The organism is Pseudomonas sp. 43(2021) (assembly GCF_017490805.1).
GTDB lineage: Bacteria > Pseudomonadota > Gammaproteobacteria > Pseudomonadales > Pseudomonadaceae > Aquipseudomonas.
In genome coordinates this window covers 1-18456 of record NZ_JAFGYJ010000015.1, presented here as the reverse complement: position 1 = coordinate 18456, position 18456 = coordinate 1, and the positions used below count along the sequence as shown (strand labels likewise).

17 protein-coding genes are annotated in these 18456 nt (G+C 60.8%); 1 reads left to right on the top strand and 16 read right to left on the bottom strand.

From position 1 onward, the window contains the following. Positions 1-202: 202 nt before the first annotated feature. The 6 genes from J5M71_RS14520 to J5M71_RS14495 form a co-directional block, all read right to left on the bottom strand. On the bottom strand, positions 203-1621 hold the full coding sequence (locus tag J5M71_RS14520; protein WP_207833051.1) for a TolC family protein: 1419 nt from the start codon (positions 1619-1621) through the stop codon (positions 203-205). After that, complete coding sequence (locus tag J5M71_RS14515; protein ID WP_207833049.1) at positions 1618-2493, bottom strand: HlyD family secretion protein; 876 nt, start codon at positions 2491-2493, stop codon at positions 1618-1620. The genes J5M71_RS14520 and J5M71_RS14515 overlap by 4 nt, the downstream gene beginning before the upstream one ends. Then, complete coding sequence (locus tag J5M71_RS14510) at positions 2490-2702, bottom strand: DUF1656 domain-containing protein (protein ID WP_003255905.1); 213 nt, start codon at positions 2700-2702, stop codon at positions 2490-2492. The genes J5M71_RS14515 and J5M71_RS14510 overlap by 4 nt, the downstream gene beginning before the upstream one ends. Continuing rightward, positions 2699-4786, bottom strand: a complete 2088-nt coding sequence (locus tag J5M71_RS14505) for an FUSC family protein (protein WP_207833047.1) — start codon at positions 4784-4786, stop codon at positions 2699-2701. The genes J5M71_RS14510 and J5M71_RS14505 overlap by 4 nt, the downstream gene beginning before the upstream one ends. After that, positions 4783-5235, bottom strand: a complete 453-nt coding sequence (locus tag J5M71_RS14500) for a MarR family transcriptional regulator (protein WP_207833045.1) — start codon at positions 5233-5235, stop codon at positions 4783-4785. Before J5M71_RS14500 ends, J5M71_RS14505 begins: the two co-directional genes overlap by 4 nt. Before the next feature lie 234 nt (positions 5236-5469). Continuing rightward, positions 5470-6264 carry a tetratricopeptide repeat protein gene (locus tag J5M71_RS14495; RefSeq protein ID WP_207833043.1) on the bottom strand — a complete coding sequence of 265 codons (795 nt, stop codon included), beginning with the start codon at positions 6262-6264 and terminating at the stop codon, positions 5470-5472. Between the two features lie 207 nt (positions 6265-6471). On the opposite strand from J5M71_RS14495, the gene J5M71_RS14490 reads away from it, so the two are divergent. Then, entirely contained in the window at positions 6472-7035 is a 564-nt protein-coding gene (locus tag J5M71_RS14490) for a WYL domain-containing protein (RefSeq protein ID WP_207833041.1), read from the top strand. 143 nt (positions 7036-7178) lie between these two features. Here J5M71_RS14490 and J5M71_RS14485 read toward each other — a convergent pair whose 3' ends face one another. The 10 genes from J5M71_RS14485 to J5M71_RS14440 all read right to left on the bottom strand — a co-directional run. Then, positions 7179-7562 carry a hypothetical protein gene (locus tag J5M71_RS14485; RefSeq protein WP_207833039.1) on the bottom strand — a complete coding sequence of 128 codons (384 nt, stop codon included), beginning with the start codon at positions 7560-7562 and terminating at the stop codon, positions 7179-7181. Positions 7563-8309: 747 nt separating this feature from the next. Further along, positions 8310-8681 (bottom strand): hypothetical protein, encoded by a 372-nt coding sequence (locus tag J5M71_RS14480; protein WP_054573363.1) that lies wholly within the window; start codon positions 8679-8681, stop codon positions 8310-8312. Continuing rightward, the gene (locus tag J5M71_RS14475) at positions 8678-9652 is read right to left on the bottom strand and encodes a hypothetical protein (RefSeq protein WP_207833037.1); all 975 of its coding nucleotides are present in this window, start codon (positions 9650-9652) and stop codon (positions 8678-8680) included. The genes J5M71_RS14480 and J5M71_RS14475 overlap by 4 nt, the downstream gene beginning before the upstream one ends. Before the next feature lie 9 nt (positions 9653-9661). After that, entirely contained in the window at positions 9662-10150 is a 489-nt protein-coding gene (locus J5M71_RS14470; protein ID WP_207833035.1) for a type VI secretion system tube protein Hcp, read from the bottom strand. A 224-nt stretch (positions 10151-10374) separates the two neighbouring features. After that, positions 10375-11238, bottom strand: a complete 864-nt coding sequence (locus tag J5M71_RS14465) for an ABC transporter permease (RefSeq protein ID WP_207833033.1) — start codon at positions 11236-11238, stop codon at positions 10375-10377. A 14-nt stretch (positions 11239-11252) separates the two neighbouring features. Continuing rightward, entirely contained in the window at positions 11253-12116 is an 864-nt protein-coding gene (locus J5M71_RS14460) for an ABC transporter ATP-binding protein (RefSeq protein WP_207833032.1), read from the bottom strand. Between the two features lie 6 nt (positions 12117-12122). After that, positions 12123-13142, bottom strand: a complete 1020-nt coding sequence (locus tag J5M71_RS14455) for an ABC transporter substrate-binding protein (RefSeq protein WP_207833030.1) — start codon at positions 13140-13142, stop codon at positions 12123-12125. 18 nt (positions 13143-13160) lie between these two features. Then, on the bottom strand, positions 13161-14060 hold the full coding sequence (locus J5M71_RS14450; RefSeq protein ID WP_207833028.1) for a TauD/TfdA family dioxygenase: 900 nt from the start codon (positions 14058-14060) through the stop codon (positions 13161-13163). 198 nt (positions 14061-14258) lie between these two features. After that, positions 14259-14600, bottom strand: a complete 342-nt coding sequence (locus tag J5M71_RS14445) for a tryptophan synthase subunit beta (RefSeq protein ID WP_207833026.1) — start codon at positions 14598-14600, stop codon at positions 14259-14261. Positions 14601-14851: 251 nt separating this feature from the next. Beyond that, a partial coding sequence (locus J5M71_RS14440; protein ID WP_207833024.1) for an immunoglobulin-like domain-containing protein occupies positions 14852-18456 on the bottom strand: 3605 nt, incomplete at its 5' end.

The following is an 18456-nucleotide window of genomic DNA, read 5'->3' as shown; positions in this document are numbered from 1 at the left end:
CAGTGTCGCCTGTGCCAGCGCGCGATCGCCTTGTTTGTCCCACGCAATATCGAGGTGAATAAAAAGGGGCCGCGCGCCCCTGCCTCAGAAATAATTGGCCCGAAACAGATGTAGGAGCGAGCTTGCTCGCGATGCGCCGCGCGGGCGGCGCTCGATCTCATAAGCGCTGAAGAGCTTAAGACAGGCACATGGCAGCCCTACCTCAATGCCTACCCGTATCCTTCCACCCCCCGCCCAACGCCAGGAACACCCCAATCTGTCCCTGAGCCACCTGGCTATTGGCCGCCGCCAGCTGCGCGCGCATGTCGGTATAGGTCCGCGTCGCCTGCAGGTCGGCCAGGAACGACTCACGCCCAGCCTGGTAATAGCGGTGCGTCTGGTCCGCTGCTTCCTTGGCCGATTTCTCAGCCTCGGCCAGCGCGTCACGCCGATCCAGCAAGGCGCTGTACTGCGCTAGGCGGGTCTGGGTCTCGCGAATGGCGTTCAGCACTACCCCATCAAAATTCGCCAGGGCTGCCTGGGTCGAGGCTTCAGCCATGCGAATGCGGGCGCGGGTGCCGTTGGTGGGGATGGTCCAGCTGATCTGCGGGCCGAAACCCCAGCGGTTAGTCGACGGATCGCCGAGGTTCTCGAGAATACCGATGGTACCAACCTGGGCGCCGATGCTGATGTCCGGGTACAGGGCACCAGTCGCCACGCCAATGTAGGCGGTGGCAGCAGCCAGCTGGCGTTCGGCCTGGCGCACATCTGGGCGGCGTTTGAGCAGCGCAGCGCCATCACCCACCGGCACCAGCTGGTTCAGGTGCGGCAGCTCGGCACAATCGGCAGTGCCAGCAGGCAATTGGTCGACCGGCTTGGCCAACAAAGCGGCCAGGGTATACATGCCGGTCTCGCGCTCCGCCTTGAAGCGCGGCAGTTCGGCGCGCAAGGATTTGAACTGGGTCTGTGAGCGGGTGACCTGGGTTTCGTCGCCACGCCCGGCATCGCGCAGGCGCTGGTTGAGCTTCACGCTCTGCTCCTGCAGGTCGAGCGACTCGCGGGCAATGTGGTATTCCTCGTTGGCCGAGCATACCTGGGTGTAGGCCTTGACCACGTCCGCCACCAGGGTGATGCGGGCGGTGTCGGCGGCGGCCTGCACTGCGTCGGCATTGGCCTTGGCCGCCTCGGTGCCACGCTTGAAAGTGCCCCACAGGTCGAACTGGTACGAGGCACTGATGATGGCCTCACCGATGTTGGCCACCGGCACTTTCTCGGGCAGCAGGAAGGCTTCACCCGACTCCTGCAGGCGCTGGGCGCCCAGTTTGACACCGCCGTTGAAGCCACCTTGCGACTCGGCAACTTCGACCTGGGCGCGTGCCTTGGCAATGTTGGCGGCCGCCACACGCAGGTCGGTGTTGGCACTCAGGGCCTGGCGCACCAGCTCGTTCAGCCGTTGATCCTGGTACAGCTGCCACCAGTCCTCGGGCACTGGTGCCGATACCACGCTGTCGGCATCCTGGCGCAGCGGGCCGTTAAGGTCGCTGCGTTGCACCGCCGCGTCCTTCGGTACTTCGTAGTCGGGGCCAACCATCATGCAGGCCCCCAGCGAGAGGCACAGCCCTGCCAGGATCAGCTGTTTCATGGGCGCTGGCCCTCGATGATCGACACCGTGGCGGTTCGCCCGGCGATCATGCGGAAGTCCTGCGGCACTTCGTCAAATGCGATGCGCACCGGAATACGCTGGGCCAGGCGCACCCAGCTGAACGCCGGGTTGACGTTGGGCAGCAGGTTGGCGCCGCTGCTGCGGTCGCGGTCTTCGATACCGGCGGCAAAGCTTTGCACATGACCACGCAGGCGGGTGTTGTCGCCCATGACGCGAATGTCCACGGCATCGCCAATGTGGATACCGCCAAGCTTGGTTTCCTCGAAGTAGCCATCGACGTGGTACGAGGCGCTGTCGACCACCGACAGCACCGGGCGGCCGGCAGTGACGAATTCGTGATTACGCGGTGCACGGTCGTTGAGGTAACCGTCCACCGGGCTGCGCACCACCGAGCGGTCCAGGTTGAGCTGGGCGGTATCGACAGCCACCTGCGCTTCGCTGACGGCGGAACGGGCACGGGCCTCGCGGGACTGGCTTTCTTCCAGCTGTTCGGCAGCTACCAGGTTGCCCAGCTTGCGGTTGCGCTGCGCTTCGCGGGCGGCCTGGGCCAGGGTTTCCTGGCGCTCACCCAGGGTCGCCCTGGCCTGGCGCAGGGCCAGGGTGAAGCGGTCCTGGTCGATGGTGAACAGCACATCGCCGCGCTTGACGGTCTGGTTGTCACGCACCTCGACCTTCTGGATCAGCCCGGACACGTCCGGGGCGATCTGGATCACGTCGGCGCGGATGTGGCCGTCGCGGGTCCAGGGGGCGAACATGTAGTAGACCACCATCTGCCACACGAGCACGGCGGCGAAGGTCACTACCAGCAAGGTCAGGACCACACGGCCCAGGGTCAGCAAAGGTTTTTTCATGGCAGCATCAGGTTTCGGCAAAAGTGGTCCACCGCACCAAGCAGCACGGCATACAGGGCAACGTTGAACAACGCCCGGTGCCAGACCAGGCGGTAGAAATGCAGGCGCACCAGCACCGCGTGCACTCCGAGGAACAGCAGGTAGGTGCCAAACATCATCACCAGCAGCGTGGGCAGGAATACCCCGCTGATATCCAGTTCACCAATCACAGGGGCGCTCCGTCGAGGCCGGGGGGCAGTTGCGGTTGTTCGGCTGGCTCGAGCATCACCTCCACGCCCGGCAGCAGCGCCAGGCGCAGGCCGCTCAGGGCGTGCAGCAGGTGGGTGCGGGCATCACCGCGCTCGTACAGCTCATCAAGGTTCAGCGCCAGGCGCGCGCGCTCCATGTTGCGCAGTAGCGCGGCCGGAGCGTGCAGACGCTCACCGGCGCGCAGGCAGGCGGCGTAGTGCGCGCCAACTTCCTCGATCACCGTGTTCAGGCGCTCGCGAGCCTGCTGGCCGGCACGCGGCATATAGGCCAGCAGGTCGAGCAGGTTCAGCCCCACGCGCAGGTCGCGCAGTGCCACGCCGCTGTCCTGGCCGGTTTGCGACAGGCGCGGCAGGTGCTGCATCAGGCGGTCTAGCATTTGCACACCGACCTGGCGGTGCTCGGCCAGGGTGGCCGGCTCGGTCATCTCGACAATGTCGCGCCAGGCGAAGCGGGTCATGCGCTTGGCCGCCAGCTCCACGCCAAACGGGCGCATCACCAGGGTCCAGATGAAGGCGAACAGCAGCCCCACGGGGCCAGCCAGGTTGGAGTTGAGGAAGGTGAAAAAGTCGGCGTCGTAGGCGCCCTGGATGCTGATGAAGGTCGAGGTGTTGACGATGGTCAGCAAAGTGCCGAGGTAAAAGCGCGGCTGCACGGTCAGGGTGCCGACGCAGATGAACGGCACAGCGAAGGCCAGCACCAGCATCGGGAAATCGTGCAGGTTGGGCAGCACCAGGAACAGGTACAGGCTGGAGAAGATGACCGACATCAGCGTCCAGAAGAAGAACCGGTAGATCTGCGGCGCCGGGTCATCCATGGCGGCGAAGAAGCTGCACGACACGGCGGCGAGGATCACTGCGCTGGCGCCGTCGTTCCAGCCCAGGCCGATCCACAGGCCGCAGGCGACGATGATCGCCAGCACGGTGGAGGCCACCGAGTACAGCATCAGGCCACGGTCGAAGAACGCCGTCAGGCGGCCCAGGCGCCAGTGGCGGTAGACCGCGCGCCAAGGTTTGGCATCGTCGCTGCGCAAGGCGTGTTGCAGGCTGCAGCAGTCCTGCCACAGGTCGGCCCATTCGGTCAGGCGATACAGGGCGTTGGACAGTAGCAGTTCGGCGCGCTGGTCGAGGGCAGCGGCACCGGGTTGCAGGCGCTCGATCTGTTCGTGCAGGGCGGTCCAGCGGGCGACCGAGGCGCTGTCGGCGGTGCCCTTGAGCCATTCGCGGGCGGCATCGAGCAGCGGTTGCAACTGGGCGAACTGAGCCGGGGCGCGGCCTTCGAGGGCTACCAGGGCGTCGTCGAGGGCGTCGATCACCGGCAGCAGATGGATCATGCGTCCGCGCAACTCGCGGGCGTTCTTCAGGGTGTGCGGACCGGCGCCTTCATGGCCGAGCTGGCCGATCATCAGCTCCAGCGAGTTGAAGGTGGCGACCATCGCCCCGCGCATGCCACCAACTTTGTCGGCGCTGACATCACGCGCCAGGTAGGTGTCGCTATAGCGGATCGCCTCGGTGAACCAGCTGCCGGTGGCACCGACTACAACCGGCGCCAGCCGGCGTGGCCAGAAGATCGCCCCGACCACCGCCGCGCAGACGATCCCCAGACAGATTTCCTGGGCGCGGGAAGACGCCACGTCGAACACTGCCAGCGGGTTGTCGACCACAGCCAGGGCGATCATCGGCAAGGTGTAGCCAGCCAGCATCAGCACGTAGTTGTTGGCGGTGCGAAGGTTCAGCGAAAGGAACAGCAAGGTGCCGGTCCACAGGGCGATGGCGATGCTCAGCAGCAACGGCGACTGCACCAGCGGTGGTACCAGGAAAATCGCCCCGCCGGCGCCGAGCAGCGTGCCCACGGCACGGTACAGGGCCTTGGAGCTGGTGGGGCCAAGGAACGGGCTGGAGACGATATACACCGTAGCCATGGCCCAATAGGGGCGCGGCAACTGCATGAGCAGGGCGATGTACAGGGCGATCATGGAGGCGGCAAAGGTACGCACGCCATAGAACCAGTCGCGGGCGGGGGGCACCGAGCTGAAGAAACCGTTCATGCCGCCCCGCCTGTGTTGCCCAGGCCGGCAGCTTCGAAGGCACGCAGCACGCGCAAGGCGGCTTCCAGGTCGGCCTGATCGATGCCATGCAGCACCTCGCGGCGCAGGCGCACCAGTTCGGCTTCGATGGATTCGGCCAGGGCGCGGCCTTCGGCGGTCAGGCTCAGGGCTTTGGCGCGGCGGTCCAGCGGGTCCTCGCTGCGGCATACCAGGCCAGCCTTGCACAGTTGGTCGAGCAGGCGCACCAGCGACGGGCTTTCCAGGCCGGCCGCCTGGGCCACGGCCACCTGATGCACGCCGTCGCCCAGGCGCACGATCATCAGCAACGGCGCGGCGCAGGCCTCGGAAATGCCGTAACCGGTCAGGGCGGTATGGCAGATACGCCGCCAATGGCGGGCGGCAACCACCATGCCACTGCTGACTTGCAGGCGCAGGAGATCAAGGGACATGACAGGAACCAAGGATATTCATAGTTTGCTAACTATCAATATACGCCTGTGCCTACCCCAGTCGTCAACCTGGGGTGACGGATAGCTTGGGTGAAATGTTGTTCATGCTTCTGTCTGTACTGGCCCTTTCGCGGGCTTGCCCGCTCCCACAGGGATCTCACAGGACCTGAAATTTGTGCGATCCCTGTGGGAGCGGGCGAGCCCGCGAAAGGGTCGGTACAGGCAACAGAAAATTCAGGGCTGTATCTGGTCTTCCAGCTTCATGGTCAAGGCCAGTGTGCTGCCCATCTGCACCGCCCGATCCCGCCACTCCTGGTACCGTACCTCGTCGCCGCTGCTGAAGTGCACCGCCAGCTCCTCGGCCGCCTGCACCACCCCCGCCGCTGCCGCCAGCTCCAGCCAGTACAACGCAGCCTTGAGATCAGCCTCCACGTACAACCCGTGCATCAACCGGTAACCCACCTCGAAACGGCAGCGTGCCTCGCCCCGCTCGGCCCCGCGCAGGAACCACTGGTAAGCCTGCACCAGGTCGACCTGCCACTGCTGGCCGCCGTTACACACCTCTTCCTCGTACAGGTCACCCAGCGCGGCAGCAGCATGCAGCATGCCCCGCTCGAACGCCTGCCGGTAGCACTCCGCCGCCTGCACGTAAGAGGGCTCGATGCCTTTGCCGAAGTAATGTTGCTGCCCAAGGTTGAACCATGCCGCCGCATTGCCCTGCAGGGCCGCCATGCGCAACAGGTGGCCGGCCAACACGGTGTCAGCACGCCAGTATTTGCCGTTGAGCCAGATCCAGCCAAGGTCGTTGAGCGCCGCCACGTTGCCTTGCAAGGCCTGGCGGCGCAGGTCGACATACACCGCCTGCAGGTCGCTGGCTTCGTCCAGGCGGCTGACCAGCAGCGAACGCTGACTGGGCATCCCTATCCCGACAAACAGTCGCTGTCGCCTCCCGACAGCGGCCGGTGGGGCAATGACCCGCTCGGGCAAAAGGCGGGCAAGCAGCGAATGGATATTGCTGGCAGCAAACATGTTCATCCTCATTGAACGACGCACAGCCCCAACCTTCGGCTGCGATGAGGCGTGATTCTGCGTGACGCCACGTCAAAACCTGTCGCGAACGATTCGGCACCAGGCAACCAAATGCGACTTCCTTGATCTGAGCAGGCTGTGGCCAATTGCCATGACCCACGCCTGCCGCCATCCTATTGCGGCAAGCCTAGACAAGGACGTTATCTTTTGCCGTTCGCCACCACTCGCGCCACCCTCAGCCGGCAGTGGGCGCTGCTGCGCCAGCTGCCCAGCCGTTCCCCAGGTATTACCAGCGCCGAGCTGGTATGGCGCCTGCGTGACGTGGGCTTCACTGTCAGCAAACGCACTGTCGAGCGCGACCTCAATGAGCTGTCGCTGATATTTCCACTGGAGCGCAATGACAAGAGCATTCCGTTTGGCTGGCACTGGTCGGCGAACGTTGCTGGCGAGTTGCGTGGGAATTTCGATCTGCAGGGCTTTTTGCGCGGTGGTTCGCTGCAGCCGGCGCAAGGTGAAGGGGTCGAGCTACAGGCCTGGGTCAGCGACCTGCTGGCCCGACAGCTGCGCGAAGCGCCGTTGAGTGTCGATATGCAACTGACAGCGCTGGAGCATGGCCATCGGCTGCGGGCCACCGTGGAAGATGGCTGGGGGTTGCGCTGGTGGGTGCTGAGCCAGGGAGCAGGCGTGGTGATCGAGCAGCCCAGCCAGCTACGCATGGAGATTGCCAGGACACTCGTTGAAGCGGCTGCACAGTATCAGGATGGCCATTGAGCTTAAGGCTCACCCACCAGCAAGTCTCGATTTCCCATGGCTAAGAACCTGGCCTGCAATTGCGAGATGAAAGTAGAGCACAAGCCGCTTATAGCAAAGTGGCACTTTACCCCTCCAATTAATAATAAATTAAGCCGACAGAATCAACTGGACAAGCTTAAAAGCTTCAGAACATTATGGGCAACAACAAAAATAACCGTAGAAGTCATTAGCCCTCCCCACGAAACTAGAATTTTAATTTTCAGATCCTTTGGAAAGCGCAATATTTCGGAAGCATCCGCAACACCTTTGCTAACAAAGACACCGGGCATCATAAGCATATTTGCGGCCAGACAGATGCGCAACACTCTACCTAGCAAACCCGCTGATGAGAAACTTAACCGATTATCTCGTACATAACTGCATCCCGACAGGTTCGATTCAACCAAATCAAGATATCGGCAGGCTAGGTAAATCATAATACCCACACTGATCATTATCCAGATCAACAACATGGACATTCCTATTACTTCAACTGTCGATTTCATTCAATCCTCTTTCCACACACTCGCCTCCCAAGCTGGTCAAACCAACAACCGTGTTGCTCCCATCTTCCCGGCAAGCTTCCTCAGGCAAGGCGAAATTGAGCACCGCGCATCACACTGTAGCCTGCGCGCTTCCTCCAAACACTTTCTTAAAAAGACCCGAGCGCGAGGAATGCGACTTAAGAAATACACATTGTGCACCACGTTACTATAAGCAGTCTTTTCATACGCGTCGGAAAGTTCTGCAGTTGCGCCTCGTCAACCAATCCCTTGCGAGCAAATAGGTATGGCGTGCTCAGAAGTGTTGATATGGTACAGATACGCATAATCTTACCGATGATGCCTGCGTGTAAATAAAGCTTCCTATTCCCCGATACAAAACCGCTTTTTGATAGTAGCCCTTCAATCTCATCAAGATATCTTATGGCGACATATATTTTCACTAAAAGCGCAACCATACCCAAGCAGAAAAAACAAATCGCGACCACATTCATCTCAAGACTGCTCACGCTTTATTACTCACCGTAAATTATTGCAAATCGCCGTAGGAGTGGTCGCCTGGCAATCAGTTTCGTAAAGCCCCTACCCATATGCAAAATGCTGACAACGACAAGGTTCGTGAGCCACAGCGAAATCAGTAGCCTTTCGATGTACTCAGTTACTGCTCGTACCTCTGGAGCATCAACCAGCCCTTTTCCCCTCACAAAGTCTCTCAGGCCCAAAGAGCTTACGACTGCCACTCAAGGCAATTCAAACATAATAAAGCCAAGCCTGAAACGCCAGCATAGCTAAGACTTCAATCGTCAACGCTAGCCATAGCCCAATTAACAAAAATCTCAGCGACCTCGGAAATCTCTTTATCTCGTCGGAGTTTGCTAGTCCACGCTGTACGTAGGGGCCTGGCATTGTCAAAAGAAAGGCAATACTGCACACACGTAAAACCTTACCCGGCATACCAGCATGAAAAAAGCCTTCCTTAACGCCCTGTATATATCTAGACTTCTCCAAAAGGGATTCAGCCCTATCTAAACATGCATAAGCAACATAAACCAGGACAAGCAGAGTTATTACTCCCAAGCCAAAGATCATCAAGACAATCAGGCCAGGCTCAAACATAGTCATTCTGAAACCTTGCGATATAGGAAATCACCTGCAATTTCACCCCATCCCCCAAAGATCTCGCCGCCGACTGCTCCCCCAACCGCCCCGCCGACCACTCCGCAAACCAAAGAGCCAGGACCTGTTGTAATTCCTAGCACAAACGCGCATGCCCCGGTGGCGATTGCACCGCCATAAGCGCCCCCAATACTACTTCCAGTCAAACCTAATAACAGAGAACCACCCTCTACGTACTTAGCTCTGGCACACTCCTCCTCCCGCCCCAGAGTACAAGCTTTTTTAATTTCCAGCCCAGTAGCGGCTACATCCAACGCAACCCCGATGTAAGCCCCTTTCTTGATCAGACTCGCAGCCTTCGCCACCCCCGTTACCTTCTCTGCATACCCGGATATCTCCCCAGCATTCAGATAACGCTTGGTGGAAAGCTGCAGCATCCGCTTGATCGATCCCTGATTTCGTAGACCCGAGCCATAGGCGGCGGTCCTCCCCAGCTGTTCGTCCAACGTCCTGAACAGCTCCACACGCTTGGCATAGAACTCTTCTCGCGCCCTGAACGCACCACCACTCATATGCTCGCGGTGCAGTTGCTCGATCTGTTCCAGCGTCTTCTTGATTGCATCCAGATACCTGGCCCAGCCATCGCTCGCTGCCCCTGCCCCCATCGATGCATGGGCCAGTAGACTTTGCAGCATCTCGAAGTTATCCAGCATGAAACCGTCAACACCGCCCCCGTTGAGCATGATGTCGCGGTGGATGCCAGCCGCCTTGCCCATGAGAAAGGCTTCATGGCTGGTGCAGGAAGAAGTATCGGGGTCACCGACGATCACCAGTTCGCCGGCCAAGACCACGGTGTTGACGATATGCCCATTGAGCACATCGAACTTGGCCTGCTGGTTGGCGTTCATCGGTGTACCGTTCTTCAGGGTCGCGTAATTCTGCGCCTTGGGATTTATAAAGCTGCGTGCCTCGGACATGGTCGGTCCTCACGCAAACTTCTTGTTGGCAATCCGGTCCCAGCCACCGGTCACATTGCCGCCGGCACTACCATCGACACGCTGCTGCCGGGTGTAGGTGGTCTTGATACGGCCGTAGTCGAGCTGAATGATTTCAGTCGGTACGCCGGCATGCGCGCTTTGTGCGTAGTCGGCGATGATCACTTCTTCGAGCACCACTTCGTAGTACTTGAGTTTATCGCCGCCAGCGCGGCAAACGACCAGCCTCACCTCTTTCAGGTGCTGCCCGGCGCAACTGGCTTCGAGCAGTTTGCAGCTGGCGTTGTCCAGGTTCTTGGTGAAGGTGAGGTTGCTCAGGGTGGTGCGCCCGGAAGTGGCGCCGCCTGCGGAACTGGCGGTGGCGGAGGCGCTTTGGCTGCTGCCGAACGTGTAGCCGAGGATTTCGATCCAGTTGCTGTACTGCTCGTCCTTTGCTTCGCCAGCGATTTCCGCGATTTGAATATAAGCGTCGAAAGCCATGGTTACTGTTCCTTGTAAACGATTGAGCGGAACAGGCTAGGCTCGGAGAAACTCCAACGCAATCGTTCTACGGAGATCGATGCTAAATTAGGAATTTTCTTACAAGTTATGCGACAAGTCGGCTTGAAGATATTTGAAAGTGTTTCAGAGTTACGCCATTTGGGCCGACAACATCAGCCCGATCACCGGCAAGCCGACGATCGGGCCAACCAAGCACATGCGCGTCAGCGCTGCATCCCCCAGCGGCGAACGGTCAACCGCTCCAGGGTATTGAACACCAGCCCTTCCACCAGCAAGCCGATCAGGATCACCACCGCCAACCCGGCAAACACCTTGTCGGTGTATAGCTCGTTGCGGTTCTGGAAGATGTACCAACCCAACCCGCCTTTGCCACTGCTGGCCCCGAACACCAGCTCGGCAGCGATCAGTGTGCGCCAGGCGAACGCCCAGCCGATCTTCAACCCCGACAGGATCGACGGCAGCGCCGCCGGCACCAGGATATGCAGCACCAGCCGCAGCCCCTTCAGGCCGTAATTGCGCCCGGCCATGCGCAAGGTTTCCGACACGCCAAGAAAGCCCGCATAGGTGTTCAGCGCCAGCGCCCACAGCACCGAGTGCACCAGCACGAAGATCAGGCTGTTGTCACCCAGCCCGAACCACAGCAAGGCCAGGGGCAACAGGGCAATCGCCGGCAGCGGGTTGAACATCGAGGTCAGCGTGCCCAGCAGATCGCGCCCAAGCTGGGTCGACACCGCCAAGCTGGTGAGGCCGAAGGCCAGGATGATCCCCAGCAGGTAGCCCTTGAGCAAAATCACCAGCGACACGCCGACCTTGGCCGGCAGCTCACCGCTGACCAGTCCGTCCCACAGCGCCGTGGCCGTCTGCAGGAAGGTCGGCAGCAACAGATCGTTGCCCTGGTAGCGGGCGATGGCCTCCCACAGCACGGCGATCACCAGCAGGATGACCGCCTTGCGCAGCCAGCTGTGCTGCCACAGGCGTTGCGCCAGCGGTAGCTGGCGCTCCAAAGGCACACTGAGCAGGGGCTCCAGCTGCACCTCGTATTCCTGGCGTACAGGTGTAGTGGTCATGGCTGAAGCTCCTGTCAGTAGGCGATGCGGATATCGTTGAAACCAAGATCGTCGGGCTGTTCAGGCGCATCCGCCTCATCGAACAGCAAACGGTGGATGCGCCGGGCACTGGCCTGGAAGTCGCTGCCACCCAGGCTGCCCAGGTCGTACTGGTGGCTGTGCACTTCGGCGCGCACCCGCCCCGGGTGGGGCGACAGCAGCAGGATGCGGTTGCCGACCACCAGTGCTTCTTCGATGGAGTGAGTAACGAACAGCAGGGTAAAACGCACCTCTTCCCATAGCAGCAGCAATTCTTCCTGCATCTTGCGTCGGGTCAGCGCATCAAGTGCCGCGAACGGTTCGTCCATCAGCAGGATCTTCGGCTGCGTGGCCAAGGCCCTGGCAATCGCCACGCGCGCCTTCATACCGCCCGACAGGGTGTGCGGGTGAGCATCGGCGAAGGCTGCCAGGCCGACTTTTTCCAGGTAGTGCAATGCCCGCTCCTCGGCTTCGGCGCGTTTCAGCTGGCCCGACACCAGCAGCGGGAACATGACGTTCTGCTTCACCGTCTTCCACGGCGGCAGCTGGTCGAACTCCTGGAACACCACGATGCGGTCAGGGCCAGGGCCGTTGACCGGCTGGCCCTGCAGCAGAATCTGCCCTTCCTGAGGCGAGATGAACCCGGCCACGGCCTTGAGCAAGGTGGACTTGCCGCAGCCGGAGGGGCCGAGCAGCACGAAACGGTCGGCACGGTCGACTTCGAAGCTGACCTGGTGGGTGGCCCGCACCACGCGTTGCGCGGTGCGGTATTCGAGACTGAGGTTATCCACCTTGAGCAAGGGCGGCGTGGCGACACGGCTCAGGTTGCTGGCCGTGTGGCCTGGCAATGGGGCGGTCATGATCGGTCAGCTCCCCTGCAGCGGGCGTTCATCCTGGAAGAAGTAGTCCTTCCACGATTCCGGCTTGTGCTTGATGGCGCCTACCCGATAGAGGAAGTCGGCCAGCTTGTAGGTGTTCTTTGGCGTGACGGTGAACTCGTACTGCGGGTTGTCGATCAGCTTGATCAGCGTGTCGCGGTCGATCTTGGCCTTGGTCACGCGGATGTAAGTATCGGCGGCGGCCGCCTTGTCCTTCTGGGCGAAGTCCGCAGCTTCGGCCAGCGCATCGACGAAGGCCTTGTAGGTCTTGGGGTTGTCCTTGCGGAATTTCTCGGTGGCGAACAGCAAGGTCGGCGAGTTGGGGCCGAGCAGGTCGTAGCTGTTGAGCACCACGTGCACGTTCTTGTTGGCCAGCACCTGGTCCTGGAACGGCGGGTTGGAGAAGTGCCCGTTGAGTTCGGTGCCGCCGGCCAGCAGCGCGGCAGTGGCATCCGGGTGCGGCACGGCCAGGGTGTATTTGTCGAGGCGATTGTATTCCTTGTCGCCCCACTGCTGGGCGGCGGCGTACTGCAGGAAGCGCGACTGCACCGAAACGCCTACCGCCGGTACGGCGATGCGGTCTTTGTCGGAGAGGTCGGCAATGGTCTTCACGTTGGGGTTGCTGCTGACCAGGTAGTACGGGAAGTTGCCCAGCGAGGCCACGGCCTTGACGTTCTGTCGGCCCTTGGTGCGGTCCCACACGGTCAACAGCGGGCCGACGCCGGCGCCGGCGATGTCCACCGAACCGGACAGTAGTGCGTCGTTGACGGCCGAACCACCCGACAGCTGGGCCCAATCGACTTCGATGTCGATGCCCTGCTCCTTGCCATGTTTTTCGATCAGATGCTGGTCACGCACTACGTTCAGCAGCAGGTAGACAATGCCGAACTGCTCGGCGATGCGAATCTTGCCTTCTGCTTGCGCCGTGGCGGGGGCCGCCAGGCTGCCGACGACCAGGCTTGCGCCCAGGCCAATGCTTGCCGCCAGGCGGCTGATGGATTTACGCATGATGGGTTTCCTCAGTCGTCAGAACGGGGCATCGCCCTGGATGGTGGTGCGGTACAGCTTGCGCCGCAGGTGTGCGGGGCAGCCGGTGGCCAGGTGGATCAGCGAGCGGTTGTCCCAGAACACCAGGTCGTGGGGCTGCCACTGATGGCGGTAGATGTTCTGCTCCAGCACGCTCAGGGCATACAGTTGTTTCAGCACGTCGCGGCTTTCGTCATCTGGCAGGCCGACGATGCGGGTGGTGAAGCCTTCGCTGACGAACAGCGCCTTGCGGCCGTTTTCCGGGTGGGTACGGACCACCGGGTGGATGACTTCCTGTACCTGCGCCAGCTGCTCGGCGGTCAGGGTCGGGCGCCAGTTGCCTTCGAACTTGGTCTCGGCGTAACGGGCGGTGTAGGAGTGAGCGGCACTGCGGCCCTCGACCACGTTGCGCAAGGCCGCGGGTACGGCGTCCCAGGCTTTGTGCATGTCGGCGAACAGGGTATCGCCGCCGTCACTGGGCAGCTCCTGGGCATGCAGCATGGAGCCGAGGCTGGGCAGTTCCTTGTACGACAGGTCCGAGTGCCAGAACTTGCCGGCATCGCCCAGGCCGATGTTCTGGCCGTTTTCGATGATGTTGGAAACGATCAGGATCTCGGGATGGCCGGCGAGCAGGAACTGTTTGAGCACATGGATCTGCAATGGGCCGAAGCGGCGGCTGAAGGCGATCTGCTGGTCGGGGCTGATGCGCTGGTCGCGGAACACCAGCACATGGTGGTCGAGGTGGGCGCGATGGATACGGGCGAAATCCTCGGCGTTGACCGGTCTGGCCAGGTCCAGGCCGATGATCTCGGCGCCTACGGCACCGGAGAACGGGCGGATTTCGAAGCGTTGCGGCTGGGCGCTGTCGATGATCGACAAGGCGTTCGAGGCGGCTGACATTTTTCACTCCCACGCAGTGCGCGACTTCAATGGCGCGCAACGATCAGAAACGCACGGGGATTTCCCGTGTGGGTTCAAGTCGTGCGGCGCATCGATTGGTCGACGGGTACGCAGTGGAGGTGACTATAAAGTCATAAGAGTTATATTTTAAATACCGTTAACGAATAACCATAGCACTGCTGTAAGGGCGTTGCGCAGTCAGATCAGCCCGCCCTGCTCTTCTTCATCAATGAGGTTGTTCAGGCTGCTGAGCGCCTTGCGCGCTGTAGAACGGTTAAGCAGCTTGGCCTGCGCACCGGGGGGCAGGTCGGTGATCTTGAACACCCCTTTGGCGGTCAACACGTCGATCAGGTCCTCGAGCACGCGGATCATGTCCAGGTCGCTTTGCTTGAGCTGGTTGAGGCTGTTTTCCACGACGTCATCGGCAAACCATTCCTGGATATCGGCATGGTCAGCGGGAAGCATTTCGGTGAACTGGTCAAAAGCGGCCGCTTCTACCCGCCGCAACTGGCCGGCGGCATCGCGTTGCACGTAGAACATGGCGGTGTCCCTCGTCACGTTAGTCCTTTGATAGTAGACAGCAGCATAGGCAAAGATCGCCCGGCACGCAGGGCCGGCGCCAGAGTATGCGCTGTCGCAGGATGTCAGGAAAGAGCCGTGGCCGCTCAGAGGCCAATCGCCGGCAAGCAAGCTCCCACAGGTACCGCACAACTCTCAGGAGCTGCACAGTACCTGTGGGAGCTTGCTTGCCGGCAATCGGGCTGCAGGGCAGCCCGCTAGCGCATGAGCAATCAGCTGTCCTTGTTGTGGATGATGATGGTCGGGTCAGCACCGCTGATCAACGAGTTGATCGTGGTGTTGGACCAGTTCACCCCTTCCAGCTTGATGGTCACGTCGGCGTTGGCCAGGCCACCTTCGGCATTGAGCTTGCCTTCGCTGCTGACCTGCAGCGTCGTCGTACCGTCCACCGTGGTGAGTTTCAGGTAGTTGTCGATGGTGCTGCCCTTCTCGTTCTGCAGCAGGTCGCTCAAGTCGATCTTGTCTTTTTCGCCTACGTTGAAGTCCTTGATGACGTCATTGCCGGTATCGCCAGCCTTCCACACGAAGGTATCAGAACCGCTGCCGCCAATCAGGATATCGTGGCCCTGGCCACCGATCAGGGTGTCCTTGCCGCTACCGCCCAGCAGGATGTCGTTACCCTTGCCACCATCAAGCACGTCATCGCCACCTTGACCGAAGAGGATGTCGTTGCCATTGCCGCCGGACAGCAAGTCTTTACCGTCGTTGGCACCGGAGATATCGAACTCGGTGTAGTGCTCGGTAATGTACTGGTGGACATTACTGGTGGTGATGGAACTGGCTTCGACACCGCTCTTTTGCGCCACGTACGTCTGCAGCGCCTGATAGCCCTCACTGACGACACCGTTGAGAGTAATCAGGTCACCGAAGATGATGTCGTTGCCGTTACCACCATCGATGCTGTCAGCGCCCGGCAGAATCGCCTCGGAATGGCCGAGAATCGCCTTGGCCAGATCCGACGGATCAATGCCTGCCTGTGGTTTGCCAGCGGAGTCGTACGGCTTCAGATCGTTCAGCGTGACATCGCTATTCAAGCCGATGGCCTGCACTTTACTCACGCCGTTGACGCCACCGAGCAAGCTGAAGCTCGCGGTGGTGCCTGCTGCCGACTCCTGATAGTTCCAATACTCACCGTAGCCAGAACCGTCCAGGCTGGAGAACTCGTAGGTGCCATCGCCCTGAGCATGCAAGGTGCCGACGGTGCTGGTGGACTGAAGCACCAACTCACCTTTCTTGTTCTCGCTGTAGGTCAGGACCTTGACCGTGCCACTGCTGCTGATCTCGACTTTGTGAGTCGAGTCGGCCCAGCCACTGAAGGTATCACCAAGTTTGTAGTTGTTGACGTTGACCACGTCATCCAGGTACTTGCCATTGGTCCACAGCCGCGGGTTGGTATTCTCCCCGCTCTGGTAGTAGGTCGGCTTGCCGTCAGTGATGAAGTAAGTCAGGTTCTCCGCATTGGCGTTACTGCTGGCCATGGCGCTCTTGAAGAAGTTGGCCGTGGCCTTGAACGCGTCTTCGTAGTTGGTACCGCCGCCGCTTGCCATGGAGTTCAGTACGTTCTGCAGCTTGCTCAAGGCATTCGGGTCGGCAAGGTTCACCGCCACGTTCTGCTTGACCTGGGTATCGAAGTCCACCAGGAAGATGTTGACCGTGCCCGAGGTATCGGAGCCCAGGCTGGCCTTGAGCGTATTGAACACCGAGGCCAGCTGCGTCTTCGCGTCCGAAATCGACTTGTCACTCATGCTGCCCGAGCTGTCGACAATAAAGGCAATGTTGTAGTTCTTGCCCTGAACCACGTTCAGGCCAGACACGTCGGCGACCATGATGTCGTTGCCTTCGCTGCCGTTCAGCGTATCGCTGCCCGAGGTACCGACACTGGCCTTGTAGGTCGCAGCGTATACGGTCACCGGGATGTTGCCGGTGGTAACGGCCGAACCGCCCAGGCTTTCAGTGGCAACCGAGGTGACGGTAACGTCGAACGAACCTTTGTAATAGGCCGGTGGAGTCAAGGTCAGGCTGCTCAGTTTCCAGCCCGTCACATCGACTGGTCCAGTACCGACCGTGACAGTGTGGCCTGCACCATCGCTCAGCACGGTACCTTTCGGAATACCGCTGAGGGTCACGCTCAAGCTCTCGGAGCCATCGGTGTCGGTCAGGGCGGTAGAGATGCTGACCAGTTTCACCGAACCACCTTCCGGCCCTTCATTGAACTTGTAGCCGTCGTAGTAGCTCTGCCCATTGACGGTGTGCAGGTCGGACACGCCCAGGCCGGCGTTGGCCATCTCGGTCACGCTTTGGTACATCTTCAGGTTCGAGCTGCTCAGGTCAGTGACCGCACCCGAGCCTGCCTGGATGTTCAGGTCATAGCTGCCTGGGCCAGACTGGTTGGCATGGTAGACCTCGATCGGGTAGTAGCCACTGTTGTTCGGGGTGAAGGTACCCGAGATCTGGCCACCGGCCCCCCAGGTGGCCGTGACCACGGTCTTGCCACCAATGGTGACCACGAAGCTATCGTCGGCGGTCCCGCTGAAGGTGTAGGTCTTGCCGGCTTCCAGATAAATCAGGCCCGACGTTTTCGAGCCGGTGCCAGCGCCGACGCTGCCATCGGACTGCACATTGGTGGTGGTGCTGCTGGCGTTGGCATTGCCGGAGTTGGCAAAGACCGTCTTCAGGTCTTCGCCGGTAATACCATTACCACCAGTACCCAGGCCTTTGAGGCTGGTCCAGACTTCCTTGGTCAGGCCTTTGGAGTCGAAATCTGCGCTGCCGAAGCTCAGGGTCGGCTTGTCTGCAACCGGACTGATATCGACCTTCATGGTCACTTCGCTGCCCAGGTTGGTGCCATCGTTCGGCTTGAACTTGAACTGCGCGTAGTCAGCCTGCTGGTTCCCCACGCCGTTGCCACCGTAGCTGTCCCCACCCGACTGGTTGAGGGCCGGGACGAACTTCAGGTTCTGGGCCGTGATGTCAGCCTGGCTGACCACTTGGCCGACGGCCACATTCACCCATGCAGTACCATTGAAGAACTGCAAGCTGCCGGCGGCCGGGAGCGAGGTAATGGTCACGGACAGGCCGGTGTTGCTGTCGGCATCGGTGACTTTGAAGTCACTCCAGGCAAACACGTAGGCGGTGTCTTCCACGCCAAACACCGCACCGCCAGGCGAAACCGGCAGGTGGTCGTTGTCGAGGATGGCTGTGGTCACGCTGGCATTGTTGCTGTCGACCTTCAGGTTCTCGAAGCCTCCACCGGTGGCGGTTTCGATCTTCACAGTGAAGTTCTCGATACCCTCGACCAGCTTGTCGTCGATGGTCGCGATGTCGAACGTGGTGCCGTTGCTGTTGGCCGGGATCTTCACAGTGGTGATACCGGTGAAGTCCTCGCCATTCTTGGCGGTGCCGCTGTAGCTGAGGGTGATCGTGACCTCGGCCTTGGACGCATTGCTCAAGGTCAGCGTGTAGTGGCCGGTTTCGCCTTCGGTCAGTGACGTGGTGCCGCTGATGCCGACCGTGGCGACATCGCCCTGGTTGCCTGTACCCGGAACGCCCGAGCCAGGCTCGTCAGTGACGGTGGTGCTGACCGGGGTCTTGTCCAGGGTCAGTTGCTCGAACTTGCCCACGTCAGCGCCGGTGACCGAACCGATCGATTTGACCACAGGGTCGTTGGCGCCGGTGTAGACGTTGTCCGGCGCAGTGACGGTGACCGAACCAGTCGTGCCGTTGGCCGGTACGGTGATAACGGTCTTGCCGTCGCTCAGCGTGAAGGTCAACGCGCCGTGATTGTTGATCGGCAAGCCGTCTTTGTTGGTCAGCGTGA